Here is a 17,183-nt window from a genome sequence, read left to right as displayed (position 1 = left end):
TTTTGCAAGAAGGACATTCGCTTAGGCCATTTGCTTAAGCTTTGGCATTAGCGATATTCACTTTCCAAATCGCTGGACCCGTTTCATGGGCATTCACGCCGTTTGAGTCTACCGCTACAGTCACTGGCATATCTTGTACGTCAAACTCGTAAATCGCCTCCATACCTAAATCGGCAAAGGCCACCACGCGGGATTTCTTAATGGCTTTCGACACTAAGTAAGCCGCGCCGCCCACAGCCATCAGGTACACAGCTTTGTGCTTCTTGATAGACTCAACGGTCGCTGGACCACGTTCAGCCTTACCAATCATGCCCATCAGGCCGGTTTTATCCAGCATCAGATCGGTGAACTTGTCCATACGGGTCGCGGTAGTTGGGCCAGCAGGACCCACAACTTCGTTACCGACTGGGTCAACTGGGCCAACGTAGTAGATAAACTTGCCAGTAAAGTCGACGCCTTCTGGTAAACCTTCGCCGCTTTCAATCAGGCTTTGGATACGCTTATGGGCAGCATCACGGCCGGTAAGCATTTTACCGCTTAACAGAATGGTTTCACCGCTCTTCCACTGCTCGATATCGGCTTGAGTGACTGTGTCTAAGTTAACACGGCGCACATCGCTACCCACTTCGCGGGTGATTTCTGGCCAGTCACTCAGTGATGGCGGCGCAAGATCAGCAGGGCCCGTACCATCTAAATGGAAGTGTACGTGGCGAGTTGCCGCGCAGTTCGGGATCATCACCACAGGTTTTGATGCTGCATGAGTAGGTGCAGATTTGATTTTCACGTCTAACACTGTGGTTAAACCGCCAAGACCCTGCGCACCAATACCGAGGTTGTTAGCACGTTCGAAAATGTCTAAACGCAGTTTTTCTTCTGTAGTTTCTGCGCCGCGCGCCATTAACTCATGGATATCCACGCTTTCCATCAGCGCTTCTTTCGCCAGCACAGCGGCTTTTTCAGCTGTGCCGCCAATACCGATGCCGAGCATACCAGGAGGACACCAGCCCGCGCCCATGGTTGGCAGCGTTTTTTCAACCCAAGCAGCGATATCATCAGATGGGTTTAACATCACCATCTTGGCTTTGTTTTCACTGCCGCCGCCTTTAGCAGCAATAGCCACTTCAACATGGTTGCCTGGCACCATATCGATATGCACCACGGATGGGGTGTTGTCTTTGGTGTTTTTACGGCTACCCGCAGGATCAGCCACAATCGATGCACGCAATGGGTTATCTGGGTTGGTATAAGCACGACGCACACCTTCATCGACCATTTGCTGCACGGTCATATCGGTTTTGTCCCACTTAACTCCCATACCAATCTTAACGAAGGTGGTCACGATACCCGTGTCTTGACACAGTGGGCGTTTACCTTCGGCAGACATACGCGAGTTAATCAAAATTTGCGCAATCGCATCCTTCGCCGCCGCACTCTGCTCACGCTCATAAGCTTCGCTCATGGCATCGACAAAATCTTTGGGGTGATAGTAGGAGATGTATTGCAGGGCATCCGCCACACTTTCAATGAAGTCGGCTTGTTTAATCACTACATTTTCAGACGTTTCATGGTGAGATGACATAGTAGGTGCGCTCCAGCAGCCTTTAGGGCCTTACTTGTTTTTTTGTGTAATTCTTTCTGGGCCAATATGATACTCTTTCCCATCTTTTTGGGCTACATCACATTTTTAGATAGGGTTAATAGATGGCAAATAGGGCGGCATTACCGCTGGCAGTACGCCAACTTGACTGGACATTCAGCACTGCAGCAATCTTCGAACACTTTGCAGCCGAGCCTTGGGCCATCTTGCTCGACTCGGCCAATGCGTCCCATCAGGACGCTAAATTCGATATTATTTGCGCAAATCCTATTGCCACCCTGATCACCCAAGGCGAGCTGACTGACATTCGAGTTCATCTGCCTGAATTAGCCAAGCCAACTCATCTCAGCCCGCAGGATGACCCATTTTCGCTGGTCAAACAGCTGCTGCGCCATTGGTATCCACACTCTTTTGCCTGCGATTTGCCCTTCAGTGGTGGCGCCATGGGCTGCTTTAGTTATGATTTAGGCCGCCGAATTGAGCAGCTCCCCTGCACTGCGGCAAAGGATATTCACCTCGGCGAGATGAATATTGGCTTTTACGACTGGGCATTGATTTTCGATTATCAGCAGCAAAGCTGGTTTATGGTGCACTATTTGGGTGAAACCGCGCTAGAAGCTCAGTTGAAAATAATTGATGCAAAAATTGCCCACACCACAAAACAGGCGGAATTTCTTCTCACCAGCCCTTGGTCGGCGCAGCTCACTAAAGCCCAGTACGCCGCGAAATTTAATCAAGTACAGGCGTATCTGCATAGTGGTGATTGCTATCAAATTAATTTAACCCAGCGTTTTGAAGCAGAGTATCAAGGCGATGAATGGACGGCCTACTGCAAACTACGAAGTGCCAATCAGGCGCCCTTCTCCGCCTTTGTGCGACTGGATGACAATGCGATTTTATCAATTTCGCCTGAGCGTTTTATCCAGCTGCGCGGTAACGACATTCAAACCAAACCGATTAAAGGTACCTTGCCACGTCATGCTGATCCTGACCAGGATAAAAAGGTGGCTCAAACACTCGCCAACTCCCCTAAAGATCGCGCCGAAAACGTGATGATTGTGGATTTGCTACGTAATGATATCGGCAAAGTCGCGGCGCCCGGTACTGTGCAAGTACCTCATTTATTTGCCGTCGAAAGCTTTCCGGCGGTGCACCATTTAGTCAGTACCGTCACCGCCAAACTCGCCCCACAATACCACGCCAGTGACTTGCTGCGGGCGGCCTTTCCCGGCGGTTCAATTACCGGCGCGCCCAAAATTCGCGCGATGGAAATTATTGAAGAACTGGAACCCTCACGCCGCAGTCTGTATTGTGGTTCCATGGGGTATATCAGCCAAGATGGACAAATGGACACCAGTATCACCATACGCACGCTAGTGGCTGAGCAAGGTAAACTCTATTGCTGGGCGGGCGGCGGCATAGTCGCCGACTCGAATGTCGATGCCGAGTACCAAGAAAGCTTCGACAAGATAAGCCGAATTTTACCCTTACTCGATAGCCCTCAATAAGCGTCAGCACACGAATAGGAAGCCTATGGATCAAGCGGAATTTAGACTCAGATTTAATCTGCATCCTTTAGCCACGCAAGATCCGGCGGCTATCCCTCACCTTGGGTTACGTAAAGCCGCGGTACTGATCCCCTTACAGGAAATCCAAGGCGAGCTGAATCTGATTTTAACCCAAAGACCGATGCACCTTAGGGCGCATCCAGGGCAAATTAGTTTTCCCGGCGGCAAGATTGAACCCAGTGATAGCAGCGCTATTACGGCAGCACTTAGGGAAGCGGAAGAAGAAATTGGTCTTTGCCGGGACAATGTTGAAGTGATAGGCACCTTCCCCGCGCACAATACTTTTACAGGCTTTGAAATCACCCCGGTGGTGGGCATGATTAAGCAGGATTTTGCCTTAAGGCTCGATCCCGGTGAAGTCGCCGACTGTTTTCGCGTGCCGTTAAGCTTTTTTATCGAACCGCAAAATCGCCACCGCAAACAGTTTTTACGCCAAGGGCGTTACTACAGCGTGCATTTTATTCCCTATCAGCAGCGCTTTATTTGGGGCGCGACGGCGGCGATCATCGATCACCTCTGCCGCCATTTGAGTCTTCCCGAGGAGATGTTGTAAATAGCGCCCACAGCTTTAGGCGGTTTAAATCACAAAATGCACATATAAGCCCGCCACCAGCGAGGTTAACAGCAACAGGGGAATATTAAACCAATAACCCAGTTTGCTGTGGTGGGCGACATAGTAATTAAACGCCAGACTTATCAGGCTTATCGCACCGCAACCCCAAATGATGTATTGCAGTAATTCGGTTTCGCTTGGGTCCCAATAGTGTCTGAAGGTTTCACCGCGACTCAAGTAGGATCCGACCTCTCGTTCGGGGCGAGCCTCGCCAAACACCATCAGCGCGTACACCGCCAAGGTCCAGCCCAGAATGGATAATGTGGCGAGGATCATCTGAAATATTTTGACTTTCCGCATACCGCCTCCCAAGTTTTAAGGCACCCTATCACTCAATATTAGTAATATTAACCTCAGGATACCTTTTTCAGCTTGAGAAAAGCCACCAGCAAGGTAATATAAACCTCCAAAAATTTTCATATAAAACGTTTCGTTGGAGAACTAAGCAACAATGAGCATTGCATCGGTCGCTTCTGTATTTAAAGGTGAGCACGCAGTTGGTTCGACAGTCACAGTCCGTGGCTGGGTCAGAACCCGTCGTGACTCTAAAGCTGGCATCTCTTTTTTAGCTGTCTATGACGGCTCCTGCTTTAATCCTATCCAAGGTGTTGTGCCAAATAGCTTAGAAAATTACGACAACGAAGTGTTAAAGCTGACAGCTGGCTGCTCTGTGATCGTAACCGGTGAGATTGTGGAATCTCCTGGCGCTGGCCAAGCCTACGAGCTGCAAGTCACACAAGTTGAAGTGACGGGTTGGGTTGAAGATCCAGACACTTACCCAATGGCAGCTAAACGTCACTCTATCGAGCATTTACGCGAACTAGCGCACTTACGTCCACGTACCAACATTATTGGTGCCGTTGCCCGCGTACGTAACTGTTTATCTCAAGCGATTCACCGTTTCTATCACGAAAACGGTTTCGTATGGGTGTCTACACCGCTGATCACCGCATCGGACTGTGAAGGCGCGGGTGAAATGTTCCGTGTATCCACACTGGATATGGAAAACCTGCCACGCACTAGCGACGGCAAAGTTGACTACGACAAAGACTTCTTCGGTAAAGAGGCGTTCTTAACCGTATCTGGCCAGCTGAACGGCGAGACTTACGCCTGCGCCCTGTCAAAAATCTATACCTTCGGCCCGACTTTCCGTGCTGAAAACTCAAACACTAGCCGCCACTTAGCGGAATTCTGGATGGTTGAGCCTGAAGTGGCCTTCGCCACCTTAAGCGATATCGCCAGTCTTGCCGAAGGCATGCTGAAGTACGCCTTCAATGCGGTATTAACTGAGCGTATGGACGATTTGCAATTCTTCGCCCAGCACGTGGATAAAACCGTGATTGAGCGTCTGCAATCTTTCGTATCGAGTGATTTCGCCCAAGTAGATTACACCGATGCAGTTGAGATCCTGCAAAAATGTGGACGTGAGTTCGAATTCCCGGTCTCTTGGGGTATCGACTTATCCTCTGAGCACGAGCGTTATCTGGCCGAAGAACACTTCAAAGCCCCTGTGGTTGTGAAGAACTATCCAAAAGATATCAAAGCCTTCTACATGCGCCTTAACGAAGACGGTAAAACCGTTGCCGCGATGGACGTGTTAGCCCCTGGCATCGGTGAAATCATCGGTGGTTCGCAACGTGAAGAGCGTTTAGACGTACTGGATATGCGTTTAGAAGAAATGGATCTGAACAAAGAAGATTACTGGTGGTACCGCGATCTGCGCCGTTACGGTACAGTGCCACACGCAGGTTTCGGTCTGGGCTTCGAGCGTTTAGTGTCTTACGTGACGGGCGTATCGAACATCCGTGACGTGATCCCATTCCCACGCGCGCCACGCACTGCGAACTTCTAATTTGTCCGTTAAAAGACAGATCCTTTAAAACGCGCCTCGGCGCGTTTTTTATTGCCCAATAAAAAATGCGTTAAAATTCATCACTCGGTCAAACTCCTTTGCCTGAGTCCTTGCACTTTAGGTGGCAAGAAATCTAAGATGGCTGCGGCTAACTTATGTGCGTGTCGCAGATAAAAGCCCTATGGCAGGAAGTCACTTAGTTGTCGTTAGTAAGCGAGTTGCAAAAGGCAACTCAACAGCATTTTGCTCAATCGAGGAATCACAATGTCAAAAATCAATTTACTTTTGCTGTGCGGCGGTGGAAGTGCGGAACACGATATTTCCCTACTGTCGGCTAATTATTTTGAAACCTCATTAGCAAAATCCGAGCAGTTTAATGTACTGCGCGTAGTACTGGACAAGTTTGGCCAATACCAAACCGCCGCTGGCGATGACTGTGAGCTGACCAATAACCGCGAAATCCGCTTCCGTGATGAGACCAAGGCACCTTGGCCTGTGGATTATGTGATCCCTTGCATTCACGGCTATCCGGGCGAGACAGGCGACATTCAGTCGTATTTTAACCTTATCCAACTGCCCTACTTTGGTTGCGAATCCGAAGCCAGCAGCAACTGTTTTAACAAGATCACCGCTAAGATGTGGTTTAGTGCCCTAGGCATTCCTAACACACCTTATATCTTCTTAAATCAATACGATGATGAAGCGATTGCCCAAACCCAAGCCGCGCTCGAAAACTGGGGTTCGATTTTCGTCAAGGCCGCATCTCAAGGTTCTTCAGTGGGTTGCTATAAAGTCGATGACAGCAGCAAAGTCGCTGGCGTGTTAAAAGATGCCTTCGGTTATGCGCCCTATGTGATTGTCGAAAAAACCATTAAAGCCCGTGAGCTTGAAGTCGCTGTTTATGAGTATCAAGGCGAAGTGGTTGCGACCCTGCCGGGCGAAATCATCTGCGATAGCAATACCTTCTACACCTTCGATGAGAAATACGCGAAAAGTAGTAAGGCCCGCACCGATGTGGTCGCGCAAAATGTGCCAACGGACATCAGCGAGCAGATCCGCGCCTATGCAATTAAAGCCTTTAAGGGCATGAAGCTTCGCCATCTGTCACGCATCGACTTTTTCTTAACCCAAGATAATGAAATCCTGCTCAACGAAATCAATACCTTCCCAGGTTCGACGCCGATTTCGATGTTCCCTAAGATGTTGCAAAACCATGGGCATGATTTTACCGAATACTTAAGTTTGGTGATTAATGGCCAGTTAGCGACTAAGTGATAAACAAAGAGCGCCTATGGCGCTCTTCTTTTTTGAAGTTGGTTTGAACTCATCATGAATGGTGATGGGCCGCAGCTTGCTCGGCAAGTAACTCAAAAAATGCCGCCTTGGGCATGGGCTTATAAAAGATATAGCCTTGAATTTCTTGAATATGGTTTTCCATCATCACCTTAAGCTGCGCCTCGGTTTCGACCCCTTCTGCCGTCACACTCAAATTCAGCGCATGACTTAAGCGTACAATCGCCTCAATCAATGCGAGGTGGCGCTCGCCTTCATCTAACCTATCGATAAAACTCTTATCGATTTTGATTTGATCGATCGGGAAATTTGCCAAATAGGATAAGGAGGAATAGCCAGTACCAAAGTCATCAAGGGAAATTTTAATGCCTCGGCCGCGTAACTCGTTGAGCACTTGGATTAAATGCACATGCTGTTTCATCAGCAGCGATTCAGTGATTTCTAGGGTGATAAGCTCGTAGGGAAATTCAATTAACCCCAGTTCTTCGATAATATCGGCAAAGGAGTCACAAAACGCATCCTGCAACTCGTGGGACCAAAACTCAAAGGTCGACACGTTCACCGCTAAATTGATTGGCCAGCCCAGAGCTTGCATGTCGATGATGGTTTGCATCACGGCCTTGCGTACATAGCGACCAATGTTAACGATTAAACCGCTGTTCTCGGCGATAGGAATAAACTCATCGGGGGAAATAAACTGCCCCTCGTGCTGCCAACGCAGTAGTACTTCGGCGCGCAGAACAAGCCCAGTTGTCGCATCCACAATCGGCTGAAAATACAGCTCGAAGGCTTCTTGCTCTAAGGCTTGTTTCAGCAGTGTATGTAAATTCGCAATGCGCTCGGCATTCTGCTGCATTTGCTCGGTGAAAAAATGATAGCGGTTACGGCCATTCGCCTTGGAGATATACATGGCCTGATCGGCGCAGTTTAAGAGCTGCTCCAAATCCAGCGCATCCTCGGGAAAGCGCGCAATCCCAATACTCACGGAGCTATACACCCCTTTATCTTGGGACAGCTCATAACGGCGATAAACCTGCTGATTAATTTTCTCCGCCAGTTGTGACAATTCTCTTTGTGTCACAAGGCCCGGCAGCAGCAGCGCAAACTCATCGCCACCCAGTCGTGAAAATACCGCCTGCTCATTTAAACAGGTCTTAATCTGCTCCACGACCTGCACCAGCAACGCATCCCCTTTGTCGTGGCCGTAGGTATCGTTCACTTGTTTAAAGTTGTCCAAATCCATCAGCATAAAGCTAAAACCAGGGGTTAAGCTGTCGGCGGAGATCAGCTCTTGGATTTGTCTAAACAAGGCATTACGGTTTGCCAGCCCAGTGAGAGAATCATTGTTGGCTTGATACTTAATTAACTGCGCCGCTTTTTTACGCTCACTGATATCGGAAAATAGCCAAGCAAAACCATTCTCGTTGCTATGGGGCTCGCGAAACACGGTCACGGTTAAATCGAGGTAAAAGGTTTCACCGTTATTACGCAGGCCAATCAACTCACCCTGCCACATTTTGCCCTCAGACAGATGTTGAAACAGGGAATCGATTTCGTGGGGCTCAGAGGGAGAGAAAAAGTGTTCGGGGCAAAAATCATGAATATCAGTGGTTTCAGGATAAACCATCTGGGTGAATGCATCGTTAGCATAGAGCACGGAATGGCTGGCATTGGTGATGACTAACGACAGAGGTAGGCGATCAAATATTTTCACCGCAAGGCGCTGAAACTCGAGTGACCGACTGCGCTCTACCGCTAAACTCGCCAGTCTCGCCGCCTCGGCTATCAAGGTTAAATCCGCGGCAGTCGGCGATTTAACCTCCTCATAATACATGGCAAAACTACCTAGGACCTTGCCTTGAGTATCTTTGATGGGTTCAGACCAACAAGCCCTTAGCCCGTGGGCTAATGCAAACTCTTTATACAGTGCCCAATAGGGATGATGTTCAATGTCATCGACAATCACCCGCTGACCAGTAAATGCCGCGGTACCGCAGGAGCCAACCCCAGGACCAATTTCGACCCCATGAATGGCTTGGTTATAACTATCGGGTAAATGGGGCGCGGCGCCCGTGAGCAGCTTTTTGCCGTCTTCGCTGAGTAGCAATACGGAGGCATGCGTGCCTAAACGCTGATCTTCAATTTTTAACACTAAAGCATGGAGGATTTCTGCTAATGGCGCACCATTGAGCAGCATAGACAAGATGCCGTTATAGCATTCTAAGCTAACGCTTTGATTAAATTGAGCATTAATCTCGCCGATACTGCCCGTAACCGCAATTCCTTCGTCCATACATCCCTTAGTCATTTAGCGCTTAAGTTAACGACCTTACTAAGATGAACAATCTTTGTAAATCAGGGGTGAATTTTAGGTATTTAGGCGCACTAAAGCAACTTTTCAATGATGGATGAAAACGTGCTTTAGTGGCGAGATAAAATGCGGGTTTATTCTTGAATTCGCTCAAGTTTTGCTAAATAAAAGCCATCGAAACCCGTCTCGGCGGGGCTGATGGTTTCATCTTCGAGTAAACGGAAATTGGGATTTTCCGCTAAGAAAGCATCCACTTGGCCGCGGTTTTCACAGGGGAAAATTGAGCAGGTCGCGTATACCACAATGCCACCAACCTTCACCATGCGGCTATAACTGCTTAAGATATGCTTTTGCAGCTCCATCAGTACCGGCAAACGTTCGGCGGTATCACGCCATTTGGCATCGGGATTGCGCTTTAAAACCCCAAGGCCAGAGCAAGGCACATCGAGCAGTACACGATCGGCGCTGAGTTTTAAGCGTTTAATGGTTTTTGAGCCAACAATTAATCGGGTTTCGATATTGTGGGCACCATTACGGCGGGCGCGTTCCTTGAGGTTGTCGAGTTTCCATTGCTCCACATCCATCGCCAATAAACGGCCTTTGCCCTGCATCTGCGCGGCGATATGTAGGGTCTTGCCCCCCGCTCCCGCGCAGGCATCGATCACTCGCATTCCCGGTTTGGCATCGAGCGCGGCGGCCACACGTTGTGAGCCCGCATCTTGCTGCTCAAATAAACCGTCTTTAAAGCTGTTAGTGCGAAACAGCGCGGAATCAGAGGTCACTTCAAGGGCTGAATCAACGCCCTCCACCGCTTGGGTGGTGACAAACTCGGCCACCAGTTTTTGCGCTAGCTCATCACGACTCACTTTAAGGCCATTGACCCGCAGGAAACGTTTGGGTGGAGTGCTTAAGGCGGCGCGCTCCTTCTCCCAGGATGCACCAAGCTGGGCTTGACCCATAGCATCTAGCCATTCTGGGCAACCGTCCCAAAGTACGGGTTGGCGCTGCGCCTGCTCGATACGCTCAGCCAAACGCTCGGCATCGACAGGCAAGGAATACTGCATCTTAGGCAGTTCTAGCTTGTGGAATAAATGCCACGCATTAAGCAGCTTAGAGCCTAAACGCTCCATTTCTTCCGGCTTAATTTCGGCTAAGAAACAATATAGATTTAACCGGCGCAAAATATCGCCCGTCACAGTGGCAATACGCGCCTGTTCGGCGGGTACTAACTTTAACCCCGAAAAATGCTGAGAATAGGCCCGGTCTAAGGGTTTTCCTTCGCTCAGTACCATAGCTAAGATACTGATCACTAATTCATTCGAGCTGGCAGAAAGCGGAGAATTCAACATTTACAGGTCACCGTGAGTAATAAAACCGGGGGATCATAGGAGGTCAGGCACTAATACGCAAGTAAACTGATGCCCAGTCGCCTTTTAGAGGCAAAAAAGTCCAATAAAAAAGCGATCCATGGGGATCGCTTTTATCGAATAGGTCAAAGCCGTTACATCTTAGAGCCTTTCGCTCCATAGAACAGGATAAAACCGTAGCACACCACTGGTAGAATAAAGGCCAATTGAATGCCTAAGTTATCGGCTAATACGCCTTGTAATAATGGCACAATCGCACCACCCACAATGGCTAAACAGAGAATACCGCTACCCTGCGACGTGTGTGGACCGAGGTCACGCAGCGCTAAGCTGAAAATAGTGGGGAACATAATCGAGTTAAATAATCCCACGCCCAAAATCGCCCACATTGCCAACGTGCCGCTGCTGGTGATCGCCACCAGCACCAACAATGCCGCCATCAAGGCATTGAAAGCCAGCACTGTGCCAGCAGGAATTTTTTGCATTACCGCCGAACCGATAAAGCGTCCGACCATAGCGCCGCCCCAGTAATAGGCGATGTAATGGGCCGCTTGCTCTTCTGGCATGCCGACGATGTGTGATTCGCCAAGGAAGTTAACTAAGAAGCTACCAATCGACACTTCTGCGCCCACATAAACAAAAATCCCCACCGCACCTAACACCAAATGGGTGCTTTGCAGTGCGCTAGTCTTGCCTAAATGAGTTTGTACTTCGCCCGCAGCGGCTTCGCTGTGTTCACGGATCACTGGCAAATCAAGCTTAGCGAAAATCACCGCCAGTACTGCAAGCGCAGTCGCTAACAGTAAATAAGGTAGCTTAACCACTTCCGCCTCGGCATTGGCTTGCGCTAATTCAGAGGATGCCGTAGCTGCAACGGACAAAATCAAAATCGAGCCAAAAAATGGCGCGACCGTCGTCCCTAAAGAGTTGAAAGCTTGCGTCAGGTTTAAGCGGCTCGATGCTGTCTCGCTGCTGCCTAACGCATTAACATAGGGGTTAGCCGCCACTTGTAAAATAGTGATCCCTGAGGCCAAGACAAACAGTGCGCCGAGGAACAATCCGTAGGTGGCAAAGGACGCGGCGGGATAGAACAAACCACAACCGATACTCGCAATCACTAACCCTGTGACTATGCCTTTTTGATAACCGAGTCGTTTCACTAACTGCCCCGCCGGGATCGACACCAGAAAATAAGCGCCAAAGAAACAGAACTGGATCAACATCGCTTGGGTGTAATTGAGTGAAAACACCGCCTTAAGGTGGGGGATCAGAATATCGTTCAGACAAGTAATAAAGCCCCACATAAAAAACAGTGAGGTCAATGAGACTAACGCAAAACGATAATTACCGTTTCCCGCCTCGCTCACGCTGCTCGTGTGGCTGCTGGTGTTTATAGATGACGCCATAGTTGTGCTCTCTAATCATGTTTTTATTATCTAAAGGGAATGTCCCTTAGGCGTTTTCGTACCACGACAGGCAGTCATAATAACTTGTACTGCCCATCCGAAGTGGTGTTATGCGAGGTTGAAAACTAGTTCAACAGCGCATAAAAGCAGGCGTAGGCCGAAAATGTCAATGTGTCGGCGACCCTTTGCGCAGTTTTCAACCCGTGACCGGTAATTTCTTGCTGCAGGTTGAGCTCCTTCAGTGACCATTCAATTTCCTGATCTAGCAGATTGAAGCACACCAGTAACTTTTGCTCACCGAGCGTGCGCACAAACACCAATAAGGGTTCTGGCGCGTCGAGGAACTCAATCTCCCCTTCGATTAAAATAGGATAGCCTTTGCGCCACGCGAGGAACTGACGATAGCCCTGCAGCATTGAAGCGGGATCGGCTTCCTGCACATCGACCGCCAATGCTCTGTGTGCATTCGCCACAGGCAACCAAGGTGTCACTTGGCTAAAGCCGCTAAAATCGGCGTGCTGTTCCCACGGCATCGGAGTACGGCAACCATCACGGCCCTTAAACATTGGCCAGAAAGTTTTACCGAAGGGATCCTGCAATTCATGGTATTCAATTGGCGCCTCGGTTAAGCCAAGCTCTTCTCCTTGGTAACTACAGACACTGCCGCGAAGTGAGCTGAGCATGGCATTAAGCATTTTCACCATGTCGTGGGTTTGCTTGCCCCGTCCCCAACGGCTGGCGACGCGCTGCACATCGTGGTTACCAATCGCCCAGCAAGGCCAACCATCACCAATACTCGCTTCAAGTGCTTCGACGGTTTGGCGAATATAAGCGGCGCTATAGTCATCGGTCAGCAGCTCGAAACTGTAGGCCATATGTAAGCGGTCTTCACCCTTGGTATAGGCAGCCATCACGGCGAGAGAATCCTCAGCGGAGACTTCGCCTAAAGTCACAGCGCCCGGATAGCGATTGATCAACTGGCGTAATTCTTCAATAAATAGAATCGTTTGCGGACGATCATTATTGTAGTAATGGTACTGATAGGCATAGGGATTATCTTCACTGAATCCGCGACCTTGGCGTTTATCCTTAGGTTTTGCCGGATTATCCCGAAGCTGCTCATCGTGATAACAGAAGGTAATCGCATCTAAGCGGAACCCATCGACGCCCTTCTTCAACCAAAACTCCACATTATCTAACACGGCTTGACGCACTTCAGGATTATGGAAGTTAATATCGGGCTGACTGCGTAAAAAGTTGTGCAGGTAATATTGTTGTCTGCGTGGTTCCCACTCCCAGGCGCAACCACCGAAAATCGCTAACCAGTTGTTTGGCGCCGTTCCATCTTCCTTAGGATCGGCCCACACATACCAATCGGCCTTAGGATTGGTGCGGCTCTCGCGGCTCTCACAAAACCAAGCATGCTGATCTGAGGTATGGCTTAGCACTTGGTCGATAATGACCTTAATGCCGCGTTGATGGGCTTTTTCAATCAGCTCATCGAAATCCTGCATCGAACCAAATAAGGGATCGACCTCACGATAGTCACTGATATCGTAACCAAAATCGTCCATTGGCGATTTAAAGAACGGCGAAATCCAAATGGCATCCACATTCAGGCTGGCAATATAGTCCAACTTGGTGATAATACCGCGCAGATCGCCAACGCCATCACCATTAGTATCCAAAAGGCTACGTGGATAGATTTGATAGATCACGGCTCCACGCCACCAAGTTAACTCACTCATATTGCCCCTTTATCCTTATTCTTCAGCGCGCTAACCCAAAAACTCTCACATGAGCAGTTACAATCATGTTACTGCGGAGTAAAGGCGCTACGGCTTGTATTAGTGGCAACGAGCATACGTGAACAGGGAAATAAGGTTCAATACGCCTGCATACGTATGCAAAACGGACTATCATTAGACTTGTCTGATAAAGATAAAATTAACCCTTTACTAACATAAGGTTGCGTTGAAATAGCCAGAGATAAAATCGGAGTTTTTTTGGCCGAAATGCCGGTTTTGGCAGGCCAATGACCTATTGAATACGTATGCACAATATTGTGACGCCAAGATTCTCGGGAGTAGTATCTTCACCGTTGCATAACAATTTGGTCATAAACGCAGCACTTATGCAGTCAATTAAGCGCCGAGATACCAAAAAAATGCCGCAAAAACAATGCGGTAATAACGATAAAACGCTCTACATAAGCGGTAAAAAGCGACTTCAAGGGGAAGATAGAAATGATGCGATTTAAACCCAGCTTGCTGACCTTAGCACTCGTTGCTGCAGGCGCCAGTATGCACTCCTACGCAGCAGATGATGTAAAAGAAAAAGACCTAAAAGCCAAAGATGCCGAAATTGAAGTAATCCAAGTTAAAGGCTTCAGAACCAGTGTGATCAAATCGCTTAATGAAAAACGTTTTGGCGATACCGTATCTGAATCTATCTCTGCCGACGACCTCGGCGCCCTACCCGACCAATCTATCGCCGATGCGTTAACCCGTTTACCAGGCGTCACCGCTGTTCGTACTGGCGGCCAAGCCAGTGGTTTGAACATCCGTGGTCTGGATGGCGATTTCGTGTTTGCAACCCTCAATGGCCACGAACAGGTGACCACTGGTGGTAAACGCGCCATTGAGTTTGACCAATATCCATCCGAATTAATTAGTCAGGCAGCGGTTTACAAAACACCTAAAGCCTCACTGATCGAAGGCGGCGTGGCCGGTACGGTTGAATTAAAAACCGCCGATCCGCTGAAGAATGACAAAGATCAATCATTCAATATCAATGCCCGCGGCAGCTTTAACGATCGCGCCGATGAAATCTCTGATGCAGAGCAATACGGCAATCGTTTAAGTCTCGCTTATCAAGGTAAATTCCTCGAAGACACCTTAGGGGTGGCTGTAGGCTATGCTCACCTTTATCAACCTTATGTTGCAAGCCAATTCATTGGGTTACGTTTTAATGATGATAAAAAAGACGTTAACGGTGACGGTGTAACCGAAGCGATTAGTGAAGGTTTTGAGCTGCAACAAAAAGGCGGCGACGATACCCGTGATGGTTATATGGCTGCTATCCATTGGCAACCGAGTGATAGCCTGAGTGTGAAGGGCGATCTGTTCCACTCTAAATTTACCTCTGAAAACTTTGCCCGTGGTTTCCGCGTCAAGTCATTGAAAAACGGCACTATCAGTGATGCCGTTGTCGAAAACGGTTCTATGACGGGCGGTACTGTTTCTGTAGCTACCGATAGTACTGATGACTTTGCGGTTTTCGTCATTAACGATAATGACTCAAAATACTCAGAACTCACTTCAGGCTCTATAAACCTTGAGTGGAATAATGGCGGCGCACTGACAGTGGCAGCCGATGTCAGCTATTCCAAAGCCGATGGTGAATTCGTTAACGGCGGCACCCGCGCCATATTATACGATGACTTTGGAAATGAAGTACGCTCTGCTGAATCTGTTACTTATCAACTGAATGGCTTAAGCCCTGCGGATGTCAGCTTTGCTAACGACTACACCAATACCTCGACCCTAGGTCTGAAAGAAGTGGGTATGTGGCCCTATAATCAGCAAAACGATCTGATTGCCTACAAACTCGATTTTAACTATGTCTTAGACACCAGCTTTGTCTCTTCAGTTGATTTTGGTGTGCGTTATGCTGAGCGCGAGTTTAATGCTCAACGTTCACAAGCAGGCTACGGTTTTGAGTTTGATAAAAATCCAAGTAACCAACCAGTCCTAGCACTGAACGACGATATGGCCAAAGTGGTTGATTTTGGTGGTGAATTAGCAGGTTACCCAAGTTTCCTTGCCATTGACTTTAATAAAGCACTTGAGTTGGTAAATGCGCAACTGGCGGCAACAGGCCAATCACCTTTCACTCCAACGGCTAACTGGTCAAATAACTGGACCATGATCCAAAGCGGCGCGGTCAATGAAGATGTATTAGCAGGCTATGTGCAGGCAAACTTAGACTTCGATATCGGCGATGTTAAAGTCACAGGTAACTTAGGTGTACGTGTCGTACACACAGATCAAAGCAGTACAGGTCTGCAACAAGTGGGTTACGGTCTAGGTGAAGCGATTACCGATGAGCAAGGCGTCGTAAGCACGGATTATATCCGCAATAAAGTCGGTAAAACCTATACCGACTACTTACCGTCGCTGAACTTAACCTTCCACCTGACTGAAAACGATCAACTGCGTTTTGCTGCGGCCTCAGTGATGTCACGTCCTCCGATTAACAAATTAAAGTCAGGTATGGGATCTTGGTACGATAATGCCTCCACAGAAGGATATAAAAAATACAATGCGTGGGGTAACACCAGTCCGTTATTAGATCCTTTCTATGCGGATCAATATGACTTGTCCTACGAGCACTATTTTGAAGAGTCTGAAGGTGCGGTCGTTGTGGCCTTGTTCTATAAAGATATTAAATCTTTCATCAACGACTTCACCATTCAAAACTACGATTTTGAAGCAAATGGCTTTATCGTGCCCGATACCATTATCGACAATGGCGTTGAGTTCCCTGTCGTTAAAGATGAAGGCCAATATCAAACAGCCATCAACAACGATAAAGGCGGTTATATCCGTGGTATCGAGTTAGGCTATACCCAAGTGTTTGATTTCCTACCGTCACCTTTAGATGGTTTAGGTTTCACTGGTAGCTATTCCTATTCAGACAGTGAAGTGGAATTCACCACAGACTTAAGCGGTTCTAACCTGACCATTCCATTACCTGGTCTGTCAGAAAACGTGCTGAACACTACCCTGTTCTACACCTTGGATGGTTTCGATACCCGTGTAAGCATGAGATACCGTAGTAGTTATGTGTCAGAGCAAGTTGCGGTTGAATCTCAACTGGCGTTCTTTGATGCAGAAACGATTGTGGATTATCAGGCTTCTTATGCGCTGGACAACGGCCTTAAGTTCCTGTTCCAAATAAATAACCTCACCGATGAGCCTAATAAAACTTACTTTGGTGAAGAGCATCAAACCGGAACAATTCAATACTTCGGTAGACAATATTTCCTTGGTTTAACCTACTCTCTGTAAGTTGTCATCGTAAAAGCCTGCTTCACTGTGAAGCAGGCTTTTCTTTTTACCCATAATAATAGTGAGATGATACGCCGCTCTTTATTTCTAAAGTCACACTTAAA

Annotated in this window: 11 protein-coding genes; 5 read left to right on the top strand and 6 right to left on the bottom strand. The window is 48.3% G+C overall.

Annotated features, from left to right (window positions below; translation table 11 throughout):
• Nucleotides 1–34: 34 nt before the first annotated feature.
• Complete coding sequence (locus tag CBX96_RS04570) at nucleotides 35–1,579, bottom strand: fumarate hydratase (protein ID WP_109285874.1); 1,545 nt, start codon at nucleotides 1,577–1,579, stop codon at nucleotides 35–37.
• A gap of 122 nt (nucleotides 1,580–1,701) precedes the next feature.
• Between CBX96_RS04570 and pabB the strand changes: the two genes are divergently transcribed.
• Complete coding sequence (gene pabB / locus CBX96_RS04565; protein WP_109285873.1) at nucleotides 1,702–3,105, top strand: aminodeoxychorismate synthase component I; 1,404 nt, start codon at nucleotides 1,702–1,704, stop codon at nucleotides 3,103–3,105.
• A 25-nt stretch (nucleotides 3,106–3,130) separates the two neighbouring features.
• Entirely contained in the window at nucleotides 3,131–3,718 is a 588-nt protein-coding gene (locus CBX96_RS04560; protein WP_109285872.1) for a CoA pyrophosphatase, read from the top strand.
• 24 nt (nucleotides 3,719–3,742) lie between these two features.
• Here CBX96_RS04560 and CBX96_RS04555 read toward each other — a convergent pair whose 3' ends face one another.
• Nucleotides 3,743–4,078 carry a hypothetical protein gene (locus tag CBX96_RS04555; protein ID WP_011622890.1) on the bottom strand — a complete coding sequence of 112 codons (336 nt, stop codon included), beginning with the start codon at nucleotides 4,076–4,078 and terminating at the stop codon, nucleotides 3,743–3,745.
• A gap of 151 nt (nucleotides 4,079–4,229) precedes the next feature.
• On the opposite strand from CBX96_RS04555, the gene asnS reads away from it, so the two are divergent.
• A complete protein-coding gene (asnS, locus tag CBX96_RS04550) occupies nucleotides 4,230–5,630 on the top strand; it encodes an asparagine--tRNA ligase (RefSeq protein WP_023267973.1) in 1,401 nt (466 codons plus the stop codon).
• A 264-nt stretch (nucleotides 5,631–5,894) separates the two neighbouring features.
• Entirely contained in the window at nucleotides 5,895–6,905 is a 1,011-nt protein-coding gene (locus tag CBX96_RS04545) for a D-alanine--D-alanine ligase (protein ID WP_109285871.1), read from the top strand.
• Nucleotides 6,906–6,957: 52 nt separating this feature from the next.
• On the opposite strand, the gene CBX96_RS04540 is transcribed toward CBX96_RS04545, so the two are convergent.
• From CBX96_RS04540 to CBX96_RS04525, 4 genes are all read right to left on the bottom strand, one after another.
• Entirely contained in the window at nucleotides 6,958–9,216 is a 2,259-nt protein-coding gene (locus CBX96_RS04540) for an EAL domain-containing protein (protein ID WP_109285870.1), read from the bottom strand.
• A 152-nt stretch (nucleotides 9,217–9,368) separates the two neighbouring features.
• Entirely contained in the window at nucleotides 9,369–10,583 is a 1,215-nt protein-coding gene (locus CBX96_RS04535) for an RsmB/NOP family class I SAM-dependent RNA methyltransferase (RefSeq protein ID WP_109285869.1), read from the bottom strand.
• Between the two features lie 152 nt (nucleotides 10,584–10,735).
• Nucleotides 10,736–12,007 carry a sugar MFS transporter gene (locus CBX96_RS04530; protein WP_109285868.1) on the bottom strand — a complete coding sequence of 424 codons (1,272 nt, stop codon included), beginning with the start codon at nucleotides 12,005–12,007 and terminating at the stop codon, nucleotides 10,736–10,738.
• A gap of 125 nt (nucleotides 12,008–12,132) precedes the next feature.
• On the bottom strand, nucleotides 12,133–13,755 hold the full coding sequence (locus tag CBX96_RS04525) for an alpha-glucosidase (protein ID WP_109285867.1): 1,623 nt from the start codon (nucleotides 13,753–13,755) through the stop codon (nucleotides 12,133–12,135).
• Nucleotides 13,756–14,253: 498 nt separating this feature from the next.
• On the opposite strand from CBX96_RS04525, the gene CBX96_RS04515 reads away from it, so the two are divergent.
• On the top strand, nucleotides 14,254–17,079 hold the full coding sequence (locus CBX96_RS04515) for a TonB-dependent receptor (protein WP_109285865.1): 2,826 nt from the start codon (nucleotides 14,254–14,256) through the stop codon (nucleotides 17,077–17,079).
• The last annotated feature ends 104 nt before the right edge of the window (nucleotides 17,080–17,183 follow it).

Origin of the sequence: Shewanella sp. BC20 (assembly GCF_003129585.1) — a bacterium.
Taxonomy (GTDB): domain Bacteria; phylum Pseudomonadota; class Gammaproteobacteria; order Enterobacterales; family Shewanellaceae; genus Shewanella; species Shewanella seohaensis.
This window is presented reverse-complemented; position numbering and strand designations above follow the sequence as displayed.